Annotated in this window: 13 protein-coding genes; 6 read left to right on the plus strand and 7 right to left on the minus strand. The window is 72.5% G+C overall.

Features of this window, described 5'->3' with window-relative positions; genetic code table 11:
* Positions 1–38 precede the first annotated feature (38 nt).
* From RKE38_RS07445 to dnaK, 4 genes are all read right to left on the minus strand, one after another.
* Positions 39–497, minus strand: coding sequence for a heat shock protein transcriptional repressor HspR (locus RKE38_RS07445; protein ID WP_316006810.1), 459 nt, complete (start codon positions 495–497; stop codon positions 39–41).
* Between the two features lie 2 nt (positions 498–499).
* Positions 500–1,519, minus strand: coding sequence for a DnaJ C-terminal domain-containing protein (locus tag RKE38_RS07450; protein WP_316006811.1), 1,020 nt, complete (start codon positions 1,517–1,519; stop codon positions 500–502).
* 62 nt (positions 1,520–1,581) lie between these two features.
* Positions 1,582–2,232: a nucleotide exchange factor GrpE gene (locus RKE38_RS07455; RefSeq protein ID WP_316006812.1), complete on the minus strand. Its 651-nt coding sequence runs from the start codon at positions 2,230–2,232 to the stop codon at positions 1,582–1,584.
* Entirely contained in the window at positions 2,229–4,124 is a 1,896-nt protein-coding gene (gene dnaK, locus RKE38_RS07460) for a molecular chaperone DnaK (RefSeq protein ID WP_316006813.1), read from the minus strand. Before dnaK ends, RKE38_RS07455 begins: the two co-directional genes overlap by 4 nt.
* A 278-nt stretch (positions 4,125–4,402) precedes the next feature.
* Here dnaK and RKE38_RS07465 point away from each other — a divergent pair, with 278 nt between their 5' ends.
* The 6 genes from RKE38_RS07465 (at position 4,403) to RKE38_RS07490 (ending at position 8,995) form a co-directional block, all read left to right on the plus strand.
* A complete protein-coding gene (locus RKE38_RS07465) occupies positions 4,403–5,080 on the plus strand; it encodes a class I SAM-dependent methyltransferase (protein ID WP_316006814.1) in 678 nt (225 codons plus the stop codon).
* A gap of 163 nt (positions 5,081–5,243) precedes the next feature.
* Positions 5,244–5,384 (plus strand): hypothetical protein, encoded by a 141-nt coding sequence (locus RKE38_RS07470; RefSeq protein WP_316006815.1) that lies wholly within the window; start codon positions 5,244–5,246, stop codon positions 5,382–5,384.
* A 102-nt stretch (positions 5,385–5,486) separates the two neighbouring features.
* Complete coding sequence (locus RKE38_RS07475) at positions 5,487–5,888, plus strand: DUF488 domain-containing protein (protein ID WP_316006816.1); 402 nt, start codon at positions 5,487–5,489, stop codon at positions 5,886–5,888.
* A 136-nt stretch (positions 5,889–6,024) separates the two neighbouring features.
* The gene (locus RKE38_RS07480) at positions 6,025–6,666 is read left to right on the plus strand and encodes a hypothetical protein (protein WP_316006817.1); all 642 of its coding nucleotides are present in this window, start codon (positions 6,025–6,027) and stop codon (positions 6,664–6,666) included.
* 163 nt (positions 6,667–6,829) lie between these two features.
* A complete protein-coding gene (locus tag RKE38_RS07485; protein ID WP_316006818.1) occupies positions 6,830–8,236 on the plus strand; it encodes an HNH endonuclease signature motif containing protein in 1,407 nt (468 codons plus the stop codon).
* Between the two features lie 174 nt (positions 8,237–8,410).
* The gene (locus tag RKE38_RS07490; protein ID WP_316006819.1) at positions 8,411–8,995 is read left to right on the plus strand and encodes a dihydrofolate reductase family protein; all 585 of its coding nucleotides are present in this window, start codon (positions 8,411–8,413) and stop codon (positions 8,993–8,995) included.
* 99 nt (positions 8,996–9,094) lie between these two features.
* Here the strand turns inward: RKE38_RS07490 and RKE38_RS07495 are convergent, their stop codons facing one another.
* The 3 genes from RKE38_RS07495 to mmsB all read right to left on the minus strand — a co-directional run bounded on the left by RKE38_RS07495 (position 9,095) and on the right by mmsB (position 12,721).
* The gene (locus RKE38_RS07495; protein WP_316006820.1) at positions 9,095–10,150 is read right to left on the minus strand and encodes a GDSL-type esterase/lipase family protein; all 1,056 of its coding nucleotides are present in this window, start codon (positions 10,148–10,150) and stop codon (positions 9,095–9,097) included.
* A gap of 151 nt (positions 10,151–10,301) precedes the next feature.
* Positions 10,302–11,399 (minus strand): sugar-binding protein, encoded by a 1,098-nt coding sequence (locus RKE38_RS07500; RefSeq protein ID WP_316006821.1) that lies wholly within the window; start codon positions 11,397–11,399, stop codon positions 10,302–10,304.
* A gap of 71 nt (positions 11,400–11,470) precedes the next feature.
* Positions 11,471–12,721 carry a multiple monosaccharide ABC transporter permease gene (gene mmsB, locus RKE38_RS07505; protein ID WP_316006822.1) on the minus strand — a complete coding sequence of 417 codons (1,251 nt, stop codon included), beginning with the start codon at positions 12,719–12,721 and terminating at the stop codon, positions 11,471–11,473.
* Positions 12,722–12,790 lie beyond the last annotated feature (69 nt).

Below are 12,790 nucleotides of genomic sequence, written 5' to 3' on the forward strand. Positions count from 1 at the left end.
GCCGGAGCGGCAGGGCCTTTCGTCCGTGGTGTCCGGGGTCAGCGGGGGTCGGGCCGCCAGACCACGAGTGCCTGCGAGCGCTCGGGCCGAACGCGCTGGCCGGCCCGCAGCGCATACACCTCGCCGCTCGGGCCGACGGCGAAGACGCGGGCGCCGGGGCCGCCGTAGCCGGCCGCCGCCCGCGCCTCGTCGAGCTCGGCGCGCAGCTCGCGCACGCGCGACTGCAGCGCCGAGACCTGGTCCTCGAGGGCGAGGATCCGCTGGATGCCGGCCAGGCTGATGCCCTCGTCCTGCGACAGCCGCTGCACCTCGCGGAGCAGCGCGACGTCGCGCCCGGAGTAGCGGCGTCCGCCACCCCGGGTGCGCGACGGGCGCACCAGGCCGAGCCGGTCGTACTGGCGCAGCGTCTGCGCGTGCATGCCCGCGAGCGCGGCGGCGACCGAGATCACGAAGATCGGCGCGTCGTCATCGGGCCGGAACTCGGGCTCGGTCGCCATGCTCACCTCCGCGCCTTGTCGAAGAGCTCCGCCCGCGGGTCGTGCCCGCCGTCGAGCTCGCGCAGCGTCTCCACCGCAGCCTTCGCCTCGTCGGACAGCCGCTGCGGCACCACGATCGCCACCTTGGCCATGAGGTCACCCGCGGAGTCCTTGCGGGGGACGCCACGGCCCTTGACCCGCAGCACCCGGCCACTCGGCGTCCCTGGCGCGATCCGCACCTTGACCGGCTCACCGTCGAGGGTCGGCACCGAGACCGTCGCGCCGAGCGCGGCCTCGGCGAACGTCACCGGCAGGTCGACCGTGAGGTTGTCGCCCTCTCGCCCGAAGACGGGGTGCTTCTCCACCGTGATGGTGAGGATGAGGTCGCCGGCAGGGGCGCCGGAGTCGCCCGGCTGGCCCTTGCCGCGCAGCCGGATCTTCTGGCCGTCCTTGACCCCGGCGGGGATCCGCGTGGTGATCTGGCCACCGCTCGAAGTGCCCAGGGTCACCGTGGCGCCGTTGACGGCGTCGCGGAACGACAGCGTGGTGCGGGCGGTGAGGTCCGCGCCCTTGCGGGGCCCCGTCGGTGCGCGGAAGCCCGTGCCGCCGCCGTATGCCGGGCCGCCGCCACCGAACATCCCGCCGAGGATGTCCTCGAGGTCGGGCTGGCCGCCGCCACCGGTGGAGTACCGGACGCGGGTGCCGCCGCCGGGCCCGGCGCCGCCGCCGAACATCGAGGAGAAGATGTCCTCGAAGCCGCCGGTGCTCGCGCCGCCGGGACCGCCGGCGGTGAACCGGGCGCCACCCCTGGCCATCTGGCGGATGGCGTCGTACTCGCGCCGCTTCTCGGGGTCGGACAGGACCGAGTGGGCCTCGCCGACGTCCTTAAAGCGCTGCTCGGCCGCGGTGTCCCCGGGGTTCTGGTCGGGGTGGTGCTTGCGGGCGAGCTTGCGGTACGCCTTCTTGATCGCCGCCTCGTCAGCGTCCTGGGGGACGCCGAGGATCGCGTAGAAGTCCTTCTCGAACCAGTCCTGGCTGGCCATGGCGTCCTCCTCTCAGCGGGACGAGTCGGTGGATCGTACTGATGTGGTGGCGCGGGACCGGGTCACTCGGGGTCGGCGACCGCGACGCGGGCGGCGCGCAGGACCTGCTCGCCGGCACGGTAGCCGGGCTGCAGGACCTGGACGACCGTGGTCGAGTCGCCCGAGAGCGAGCCGTCGGACGGCCACGCCGCGTGCATGAGCGCCTCGTGCAGGTTGGGGTCGAACTCCTCCCCCACCGCGCCGTAGCGCTCGAGGCCGAACCGGCCGAGGGTCGACTCGAGCTTGTCCGCGATCTTGGCGAACGGGCCGTCGGTCAGGTCGCCGTGCTCACGCGCGCCGGAGATGTCGTCGAGCACCGGCAGCAGCGTCTCGAGGACGTCGCGGACGGCGCGCTCCTGCACGACCGCGCGGTCGCGGTCGACCCGCCGCTTGTAGTTGACGTACTCGGCCTGCAGCCGCTGCAGGTCGGTCAGCCGCTCGGCGGCCAGGGCCGTGTCCGGGTGGACCTCGGAGCCCTCGGCGCCCGCACCCTGCCCGGTGGCGGAGCCGCTTGTCCCAGCCCCACCGGTCACGGTCTCACCGGCCGGCTGCTGGTCCGCGACAGCGGCCTGCTCGGCGGCCGCCGCCTCGGCGGTGGTGGGCTCGAACTCCTCCGAGCCCACCATCGCCTCGGCTCCGTCGGGCTGGTCGGCCGTCGGGTTCTGGTCGGTCACTTCTTCTCCTCGTCGTCCTCGACGACCTCGGCGTCGACGACGTCGTCGTCGGAGGCACCGGCACCGCCGGCGGCACCGTCACCGGCGTCCGCACCCTCGGACCCGGCGGACGCGTCCGCGGCCGAGGCCGCGGCATACATCGCGGTGCCCATCTTCTGGGACTCCTCGGAGAGCTTGCTGCTCTTGGCGGAGATGTCCTCGGGGGTCGCGCCGGACTCGGGCTTCAGGGCCTCCTTGAGGTCCGCGAGGGCCTCGTCGACCGGCTTGCGCTGGTCCTCCTGGAGCTTGTCGGCGTTGTCGGTGAGGAACTTCTCGGTCGAGTAGACGAGGTTCTCGGCGGTGTTGCGGGCCTCGGTCTCCTCGCGGCGCTTCTTGTCCTCGGCCGCGTGCTCCTCGGCCTCGCGCACCATCCGCTCGATGTCCTCCTTGGGGAGGGCCGAGCCGCCGGAGATCGTGATCTTCTGCTCCTGGCCGGTGCCCCGGTCCTTGGCGGAGACGTTCACGATGCCGTTGGCGTCGATGTCGAAGGTGACCTCGATCTGCGGCACGCCGCGCGGGGCCGGCGCGATGCCGGTCAGCTCGAAGGTGCCGAGCGCCTTGTTGTGCTGCGCGATCTCGCGCTCGCCCTGGAAGACCTGGATGAGCACGCTGGGCTGGTTGTCCTCGGCGGTCGAGAACACCTCGGAGCGCTTGGTCGGGATCGCGGTGTTGCGCTCGATGAGCTTGGTGAACAGGCCACCCTTGGTCTCGATGCCGAGCGAGAGCGGCGTGACGTCGATGAGCAGGACGTCCTTGCGCTCACCCTTGAGGACACCGGCCTGCAGGGACGCGCCCACGGCGACGACCTCGTCCGGGTTGACGCCCTTGTTGGGCTCCTTGCCGCCGGTGAGCTCCTTGACCAGGGCGCTGACGGCGGGCATGCGGGTCGAGCCGCCGACGAGGACCACGTGGTCGATGTCGCCCACCGAGATGCCGGCGTCCTTGATGACGTTGGCGAAGGGCTGGCGGGTGCGGTCGAGCAGGTCCTTGGTCATCTGCTCGAACTGCGCGCGGGTGATCGTCTCCTCGAGGTGGATCGGCCCGTTCTCGGACATCGACAGGTACTGCAGCGACACGGTGGTCGAGGTCGAGGAGGAGAGCTCCTTCTTGGCCTGCTCCGCCGCGTCACGCAGGCGCTGCATGGCGATCTTGTCCTTGGCCAGGTCGACGCCCGAGGTGTTCTTCACGACGGTGAGCAGGTGCTGGACGATGCGCTCGTCCCAGTCGTCGCCACCGAGCTGGTTGTCACCGGAGGTCGCGCGGACCTGGATGGTGGAGAAGCCGTCCTCGGGGTCCTTGCCGACCTCGAGGAGGGAGACGTCGAAGGTGCCGCCGCCGAGGTCGAAGACGAGGATGAGCTCGTCCTCCTTGCCCTTGTCGAGGCCGTACGCGAGGGCCGCGGCGGTGGGCTCGTTGATGATGCGCAGGACGTTGAGGCCCGCGATCTCACCGGCCTCCTTGGTGGCCTGGCGCTCGTGGTCGTCGAAGTACGCGGGGACGGTGATGACGGCGTCGGTCACGTCCTCGCCGAGGTAGGCCTCGGCGTCGCGCTTGAGCTTCTGCAGGATGCGCGCGGAGATCTCCTGCGCGGTGTACTGCTTGCCGTCGATCTCGGCCGACTTCCAGTCGGTGCCGATGTGGCGCTTGACCGACCGGATGGTGCGGTCCACGTTGGTGACGGCCTGGCGCTTGGCGATCTCGCCGACGAGGACCTCGCCCCCCTTGGAGAAGGCGACGACGGACGGCGTCGTGCGACCGCCCTCCGCGTTGGCGATGATGGTCGGCTCCCCGCCCTCGAGGACGGCGACAGCCGAGTTGGTGGTACCGAGGTCGATGCCGACCGCACGTGCCATGGTGGTTTCTCCTGTGGTGCTCGGGGATGGTGCTCGGGTTGAGTTGTCGTGACTCAAGTTAGGAGCCGGTATGCCGCGTGGCAAATCGGGGCGTCCGAACTTGCGCTCACCTGACTCAACTTTGCGTGCGGCCCGGATGTTCCCACCCGGGGGCAGGGGATCTGTGATGGGCACTGGATCGGCGCGGGGACGGGGAGCTCCCGCGGCCCGGACGGGATGCCCCGGCGTGGGGACCGTGCGTGGGGACCGTGTGGGGACCGCGCGTGGGAGGGTGGGCCATGGCCCGCACCCAGGACTCCCCGGACTCCTCCACCGACCTGCGCCGCCCCGTCTTCAGCCGGGTCTACGCCCGCGCCAGCGAGCGGATCGAGCCGGCAGGGATGGCGGACCTGCGCCGGGAGCTGCTCGCACCGCTGCGCGGGCGGGTGGTCGAGGTGGGGTGCGGCAACGGGCTGAACTTCGCCCACTACCCCGCTGCGGTCACCGAGGTCGTCGGGGTCGAGCCGGAGCCGCGGCTGCGCGAGCTGGCGGTGCAGCGGGCCGGCGAGGCATCGGCGGCCGGTCGCCCGGTGACCGTCGTGCCGGGACGGGCGGAGGAGCTCCCGCTGCCCGACGCGAGCGCGGACGCAGCCGTCCTGTGCCTCGTGCTGTGCTCGGTGGCGGACCCGCAGCGTGCGGTCGCCGAGGTGGCACGGGTGCTGCGGCCCGGGGGGACGGTGCGGTTCCTCGAGCACACGGTCGCCGAGGGGGCGGGACTGCGTCGCGTGCAGCGTCTCGTCGACGCGACGCTGTGGCCCCTGCTGGTCGGCGGCTGCCACACCTCCCGCGACCAGGTGGCCGACCTCGAGGCCGCCGGGTTCGAGGTCACCGGGGTGCGGCGGTTCCGCTTCCCCGACACCGGCCCGACGACCCCGGCCAGCCCACACGTCCTCGGCGAGGCCCGCCTCCCCGCCTGACCGCGGCCCCGCGGGAGGCGGAGCGTCGCCACCGATCGTTGCCCGCCACCCCTGCCGGCCGCCCCACCCCTGCCGGCCGCCGCCACCCCTGCCGGCCGCCGCCACCGCTGGCCGGCCGCCGGCAGGGACCCCGCTGTCGGTGGGTGGTCCTAGCGTTCGGGTCATGGCACAGCAGCGTTCCCGCCACCTGCGGGTGGTCCCGGCCCAGCAGGCATCCGACGTGCGCGAGGACCGGGACCGTAACGAGTACTGGGCCCAGGTCCAGTCCCTGCGGGAGCAGCGCCGTCGGCTCCGAGCCGGCTGAGCCGCTCCGGGCCTCCTCGGCAGGGGGCCCGGCGGGTCCGAGGGTCCGGGCCACCGCCCCTCCGGCGGAAGGGGGCCGGAGGAGCGGTGGCACAGTGGGGCGATGGCACTGCGAGTGGTACGCCTCGGGTCGCCGAGGCACGAGGATGAGGGTCTGCGCGTCGGGACGGTCCGCCGTCCCCCGCGCGGCGTCCCGAGGGCGGAGTTCGCCAGCAGGGACTGGTACGACGTGTGGCTGCCCGAGCTCGCCCCGAGTGCGGCGCTCGTGACCCGGGCGCTGGCCGCCGGCACCGACCGGGAGTGGGCCGCGTTCGTCCGGGCCTACCGGCGGGAGATGGCCCAGCCCGGGGCGCGGCACCTGCTCGACCTGCTGGCCGCGACGTCCCACCGCACCGACGTGTCCGTCGGCTGCTACTGCGAGGACGAGTCCCGCTGCCACCGCTCCGTGCTGCGCGAGCTGCTCGTGGCGGCAGGGGCCAAGCTCGCACCGGACGACAGGCACTGACAGGGCCCCAACGCGGCACCAGGGCTGAGCGAGCCCGCGACATCCGCCCCCTGCCGGGCCACCTCCCGCACCACCGGAGGCGAGGGAGCCCGTCGCGGCACCAGCGCCGCAGGAGCCGCTCGGGTACCGTCGCCCGGTGGACGACACCCTCTTCCGGCGGACCGTCGAGGAGCTCACCGCCTCGGACGAGCACCTCGCCGCGCTGGTCGAGGCACACGGCACACCGTCGCTCTGGCTGCGCCCCGCCGGGTTCCCCAGCCTCGTCCTGTTCATCCTCGAGCAGCAGGTCTCCCTCGCCAGCGCCGCAGCGGCCTACACGAAGGTCCTGGACCGGATCGGGGTCATGACTCCCGCGGCGGTCCTGGCGGCGACGCCGGAGGAGCTGCGGGCCGACGGGGTCTCACGGCAGAAGGACCGCTACCTACGGGCGCTCGCGACGGCGGTGCTCACCCAGCGCCTGGACCTGGACGGCTTGGCCGAGCTCGACGACGACGGCGTGCGCCGGGAGCTCACGACCCTGCCGGGCATCGGGCGGTGGACCGCCGACGTCTACCTCCTGGCCTGCCTCGGGCGCCCCGACCTGTGGCCGGTGGGCGACCGGGCGCTGCAGGTGGCGACCGCCGAGGCCCTCGGCCTCGCCGTGGTGCCGACCCAGGGGGAGCTCGAGGACCTCGGCGAGCGGTGGCGGCCGCACCGCTCCACGGCGGCACGGCTGCTGTGGCACGGCTACCTCGACCGCCGGGGCCGGGTCGAGACCCCGGTGACCGTCCTCGGCTGAGGCCGGGTTCCCCCCTCGGGCGGGCTGCGCAAGGGGAGGACGGACGGCACGTCGGCAGGGCACGGTACGGGTGGCAGCGAGCGGTCTCATTCCCCTCGAACGCGTTGCGCTGCAACGGATTCGACCCCGGACCACTGTCAGTGGTCGCCGCTAGGTTGGGTGCATGTCAGGGGGCATGGCACTCGAGCAGCGTCGCGAGGCGCTCGAGCTGGCCTGTGCCGCCCTCGACGGTCTCGGCGACGAGCTCTGGTCGGCGCAGGGCACGGACCTGGGGCCCCTGCTGACGCTGGTCGACGAGGTCGGCTCGAGGGTCGGCGCGGGTCGGGTCGCCGTGCTCGCCGAAGCCGTCGAGCGTGGCGAGGCCTCGGGTGGCACGACCGGTGCGCAACGCTGGCTGCGCGACCACGCTCCCTCGCTGCGGGCGGGCGGTTCGGCGCCGGTCGTGGCGGTGGTCGAGCACACGCGGCTGCCCCGCTACGCGCTGCTCAGGGCGGCGGTGCTCGAGGCTCGCGTCCCGGTCGTCCACGCCGCCTGCGTGGTCGACGAGTACGAGCGGATCGGGCACCGGCTCCACCCGGCGGCCCAGGGGCCGGTCATGGAGACGCTCGTCGGCATCGCCGCTGAGAGCACCCGGCGGGACATCCGCGCCGTGCGCCGGCGGCTGGTGGCGCGCTACGGCCACGACGGTGAGTTCCAGGGCGAGCAGGACCGGCTGCACGAGCGCACGTCCATGTCGCAGCCGATGGACGACGGCTCCGGCCTGTACGAGTACCGCCTGGTGGCGGATGCCGAGGGCCGGGCGGTGCTCGAGGCCGCCGTGCAGGCGCTGTCGGCACCACGCCCGGCCGACGGCCAGCCCGACCGGCGACCCTCCGGCCAGCGCCGGTTCGACGCCCTCGTCGAGGTCGTGCGTCGCGGGGTCGCGTCCGCCGACCACGTGCCGACCACCGCCAAGGCGGAGCTCTTCGTGACGATGGACCTCGACGAGCTCAGCGCGAGGGTCGGGGCGGGCACGGTCTTCGGCTCCGGCGACGTGGGTGGGTTGCTCGGTCCCGAGACGGTGCGCCGGATCGCGTGCGACGCCGGGGTCGTCCCGGTGGTGCTCGGCTCGTCGGGCGAAGTCGTCGACCTCGGGCGGCGGCACCGGTTCTTCAGCAGCGCGCAGGTCCGCGCGCTCTGGCTGCGCGACGGACACTGCTCGTTCCCCGGCTGCTCGGTGCCGGCGTCCTGGTTCGACGCCCACCACCTTTGGCACTGGGCCGATGGGGGCCCCACCGACCTCGAGCACGCGGCGTTGCTCTGCGGCCGGCACCACACGGTCGTGCACGCCAGGGGTTTCCACGGCACCGTCCGCGAGGGCCGGGTCGACTGGGACCTCACACCCGGCGCGTACGACTCCTGGCTGGCGCAGCGGCGCGCCCGCTGCGCCGACATGCTCGCCGCGCCCCCGGCGTCCGCGGCGGGGTCGCCTTCCGGGCAGGTGGCCTGTGCGAGCGCCCGGGTCTTCGATGAATGGGGACAGGTGGCGACCACAGCAGGCGCGCGACCAGCTCCGCCGTGGCGACCGTGACCCCGCTCCGCACCCCGCTGGCGCCCGCGGGGTCGCTCGTATGCCGTGGGGCAGCGAGCGAACGCACACTCCCGTGTGACTTGTGGTGAGCCACCGGGCCCGGGTCTTCCGGTGGGGGCCAACGGGCGGCAGGATCGCGGTGTCGGGGCGGGCACGGACGGAGGGGAAAGTGCGATGGGTGGCAAGGTCGTCGTCAACAGGTGCATGTCGCTGGACGGGTTCATCGCGGGTCCGGGCGACTCGATGGACTGGGGTCGCGGGCGGCAGCTCGCGGACTTCGTCGACCCGGACGACATGGCCCGGATCGCCGGCGCCACCGGGGCGATGCTCGTCGGCCGGCGGACCTGGGACGTCGGTGAGCGGATGCGCGCCGAGTCGCCGGACCTCGTGGACTACCCGTTCAGCGGTTCCATGTTCGTCCTCACCCACCGCGCGCTGGACCCTGCTCCGCCCGGGGTGACCCCCGTCTCGGGGGACATCCGCGCTGCCGTGGCGACAGCCCGCGAGGCTGCGGGCGACAAGGACGTCGAGGTCCTCGGCGCCGACGCCGCGGGCCAGTGCCTGGAGGCGGGTCTCGTGGACGAGGTCCTCGTCTACGTCCTGCCGGTGCTGCTCGTCGACGGCACGAGGTTCTCCTCGCCGACGACCCCGCGGACGGACCTCGAGCCGATCGACAGCACGCGCTCGGGGGACGCCACGATCCTGCGGTTCCGAGTCCTCGGCGGTCCCGGCATGGTCGGCCACGCGTCCCGCACGTAGCGCCGCCACGGCCGGAACCACCCCCGGCACGTGGTGCTGCCGGACGACGCGCGGTTCTGCCACTCCGGAGGGACGCGGCGCGCCCTGGAGGGTACGGCGCTAGCGGGTCAGCGGGGCGAGGAAGGTGCGCAGCGAGCGCGCCCACGCGGCCTGGCCGAGGGCGTTGGGGTGGTAGACGTCCGCCGCGTCCGCACGCGGTGTCTGGAACCCGTCGAACCACGGCACCGAGGCCGTCACACCGGCCGTGCCTGTCGTGCCCGTCGCCGACCCACCCGCGGCGCCCAGCTCGTGGCCGGCGAACAGCCGCACCGCGGAGGTGTCGAGGTACGTGCGCACCCCACCGCCGCCCGGCACGCGCGCCCGCACGGCCCTGACGACCCGGTCCTGCATGGCGACGCCGTCGGTGCCGAGGGCACGGACGCCGGCGTTCGCGTCGTAGCCGCCCTGCTGGACGAACGGCCGGTCCGGGGCGAGCAGCGGGTAGGCCCGGACGACGAGCACGGCATCGGGGCGCATGCGGGAGCGCACCCGCACCAGCGCGTCGGTGAGCGCCGTCTGCACCTGCGGCAGCAGGCTCCGGGCCCGGGAGACCTCGTCGGCGCAGCCGCCGGGCCGGGACCCGGAGGCGAGCAGGAAGCACTGGGTGACGAAGTCGCCGAACCCGACGTCGTTGCCGCCCATCGTGAGCACGACGACGTCGGCGCGCTGGTCGACGACCGAGTCCTGCGCCGGGTTCCCCGACCTGTCGGGTGAGACGAGGTCGGACACCACGGCGCCGCTGCACGAGGCGTCGAGGACACGGGCGCCCACGGCCGCGGCATACAGGCGCACTGCGCTGCGCGGGCTGCGGTAGCAGGCGCCGGTGGAGCCGCCCGCGCCGTTGCCGGCCGAGTAGGAGTCGCCGAGCACGACGACCGTGCGCACGCCGGAGCGGCCGCCGGGGGCTGAGGAGGCTCCCGAGGTCGTGCCCGGCCCCGGGGTGACGGCCGCAGCCGTGGGCGGTGCCGTGGTCCGGCTGGTGGCGGTGGGCCCCGGCCTCGCCGGCGACGCACCGGCCCGGTCGCCGTCGTGCTGCGCGACCGCGAGGGCCGCCCCACCGCCGAGGACGACCGCGACGAGCAGGGCGGCCAGCGCTCCCGCACGGCTGCGTCGCACGGCACCTCCCTGGGGTCGACGGGTCACGGCGTGGCACGGGGGCCACGCCTGTCGTGGCCGCCTGTCCACGACGCTACGCGACCCTGCGGACGCGGACGGGCCCGGCCACCGCAGGGGTGGCCGGGCCCGTCAGTGACGAGACTCCGTCAGCTCACTGGGTGAGCTTGGACAGGGTCGGGTCGTTGGCGTACGCCTCCTTGGCGTTGTCCTTGGTGACGATGAGCGGCGGGAGCAGCTCGGCCGGGACGACCTTGACACCGTTGTTGTACGACTTGGTGTCGTTGATCTTCGGCTGGTCACCCTTCTGGATGGCCTGGATCATCTCGATCGTGGCCTTGACCAGGTTGCGGGTGTCCTTGTTGATCGTCGAGTACTGCTCGCCGGCCATGATCGACTTGACCGACTCGACCTCGGAGTCCTGGCCGGTGACGACCGGGACGGGCTTGCCGGCGGCCTTCACCGAGGTGATGATCGCGCGGGCCAGGGTGTCGTTCGGCGACAGGACGCCGTCGATCGCGGTCGAGGTGTAGTTCGCGGACAGCAGGGTGTCCATGCGCTTCTGCGCGTTCTCGGCCTTCCAGCCCTGGGTGACGACCTGGTTGAAGCTGGTCTGCCCGGAGACGACCTTGAGGGTGCCGTCGTCGATCTTCGGCTTGAGCACGCTCATCGCCCCGTCGAAGAAGACCTGGGCGTTGGCGTCGTCGGGGGACCCGGCGAACAGCTCGATGTTGTACGGGCCGTTGGCCTTCTTCTTCTTCATGCCGTCGAGCAGCGCGTTGCCCTGCAGGACACCGACCTTGAAGTTGTCGTAGGCGACGTAGTAGTCGACCGCGTCCGTGTTCTTGAGGAGGCGGTCGTAGGCGATGACCGTCGCGCCGGAGTCCTTGGCAGCCTTGACCTGGGTGCCGAGCTGCGAGCCGTCGATCGCGCCGACGACGATCACCTTGGCGCCCTTGGTGACCATCGACTGGATCTGGTTCTGCTGCTCGGTGACGCCGCCGTTGGCGAACTGCACGTCGGCCTTGAAGCCGGCCGCGGCGAGGTCGGTCTTGAACAGGTTCTCGGCGAGGACCCAGTTCTCCGACGTCTTCTGCGGGAGGGAGACGCCGATGAGGGCGTCCTTGGGGAACTTGTCGGAGCCACCACTGCCGGAGCTGCCGGAACCCGAGCCGCTGTCGGACCGGCCGCATCCGGCCAGTGCCATCGCAGCAATGGCGGAGACCGCCATCACCTTGGTGAGAGATCGCATACGGATCATGTTTCCTTTTCTGTGAGTTGCATGGGAGAGCAAGGACGGAGGTCCACCCGCGACGACTGGCGTCACGCCTCCTGCCCGGCCTTCTCCCCTGTGCCCTCGGTGGCTCGGCCCCCGAAGTTCTTCATGAGCATGCCGGTGATGGACCGGCGCCCCTGGCTCTTGTTGTAGACGTCGAACGCCACGGCGGCGAGCAGCACCAGGCCCTTGTAGATCTGGGTCTGGTCGGCGCCGACCCCGAGCAGCTGCAGGCCGTTGTTGAGGACGGCCATGACGAGGCCACCGATGACGGACCCGACGACCGTGCCGACACCGCCGCTGACGGCCGCGCCACCGATGAAGACGGCCGCGATCACGTCGAGCTCCCAGCCGACACCGTCGAACGGGCCGGAGGCGTTGGACCGGGCGACGAACATCATGCCGCCGAGGGCGGCGAGGATCGACATGTTCATCATGACGAGGAAGTTGATGCGCCGGCTGCGCACGCCCGACAGCTCGGCCGCGTGGCGGTTGCCGCCCACGGCATACACGTGGCGGCCGACGATGGTGCGCGTGGAGATGAAGCCGTAGAGCAGCACCAGCACACCGAGGATGAGGGCGGACACCGGCAGCGAGGTGCCCTTGCGGCCCGAGGCCATCAGCATGGACGCGGCGAGGATCGCGACGCAGATGAGGGCGGGACGCACCCACACGAACCAGCCGGTCTGGACTTCGATGCCGATCTTCCGCTGGTTCCTGCGGTTGCGGACCATCCCGACAATGATCGCGGCGCACAGCAGGATGCCGAGCAGGAGCGTGAGGTTGTTGTACCCCGTGTCGGGCCCGACCTCGGGCAGGTACCCGGCACCGATGACCTGGAAGTCGTTGGGCACGGGGACGGTGTTGGAGTGACCGACGGCCTGGTTGGCACCGCGGAAGATGAGCATGCCGGCGAGGGTGACGATGAAGGCGGGGATGCCCACGACCGAGACCCAGAAGCCCTGCCAGGCACCGACGATGGCGCCGATGACGAGGCCCAGCACGATGCCCAGCCACCACGGGATGCCCCAGTCGCGCATCGCGATCGCGACGACGATGCCGGCGAACGCCGCGACCGAGCCGACCGACAGGTCGATGTGCCCGGCGATGATGACCAGGACCATGCCGATCGCCATCACCAGGATGTAGCTGTTGCCCTGGAAGATGTTGATGACGTTCTCGGGCTTGAGCGTCAGCCCGTCCGTGAGGATCTGGAACAGGACGATGAGCGCCACGAGGGCGAAGATCATGCCGAACTGGCGGGTGTCACCGCCGAAGATCTGCTTCAGCTTTTCCATGGGCGTCTCGCGGTCCTCGCTGGGTCGGGGGTGGATCGGGCAGGTGTGATGAGGCGGGCAGGGTGGTGC

The organism is Phycicoccus sp. M110.8, from assembly GCF_032464895.1.
GTDB lineage: Bacteria > Actinomycetota > Actinomycetes > Actinomycetales > Dermatophilaceae > Pedococcus.

Coding starts and splice junctions, on each gene's coding strand:
- RKE38_RS07445 (WP_316006810.1), bottom strand. CDS start 497: ATGGCGACCGAGCCCGAGTTCCGGCCCGATGACGACGCGCCGATCTTC.
- RKE38_RS07450 (WP_316006811.1), bottom strand. CDS start 1,519: ATGGCCAGCCAGGACTGGTTCGAGAAGGACTTCTACGCGATCCTCGGC.
- dnaK (WP_316006813.1), bottom strand. CDS start 4,124: ATGGCACGTGCGGTCGGCATCGACCTCGGTACCACCAACTCGGCTGTC.
- RKE38_RS07465 (WP_316006814.1), top strand. CDS start 4,403: ATGGCCCGCACCCAGGACTCCCCGGACTCCTCCACCGACCTGCGCCGC.
- RKE38_RS07470 (WP_316006815.1), top strand. CDS start 5,244: ATGGCACAGCAGCGTTCCCGCCACCTGCGGGTGGTCCCGGCCCAGCAG.
- RKE38_RS07475 (WP_316006816.1), top strand. CDS start 5,487: ATGGCACTGCGAGTGGTACGCCTCGGGTCGCCGAGGCACGAGGATGAG.
- RKE38_RS07485 (WP_316006818.1), top strand. CDS start 6,830: ATGTCAGGGGGCATGGCACTCGAGCAGCGTCGCGAGGCGCTCGAGCTG.
- RKE38_RS07490 (WP_316006819.1), top strand. CDS start 8,411: ATGGGTGGCAAGGTCGTCGTCAACAGGTGCATGTCGCTGGACGGGTTC.
- RKE38_RS07500 (WP_316006821.1), bottom strand. CDS start 11,399: ATGCGATCTCTCACCAAGGTGATGGCGGTCTCCGCCATTGCTGCGATG.
- mmsB (WP_316006822.1), bottom strand. CDS start 12,721: ATGGAAAAGCTGAAGCAGATCTTCGGCGGTGACACCCGCCAGTTCGGC.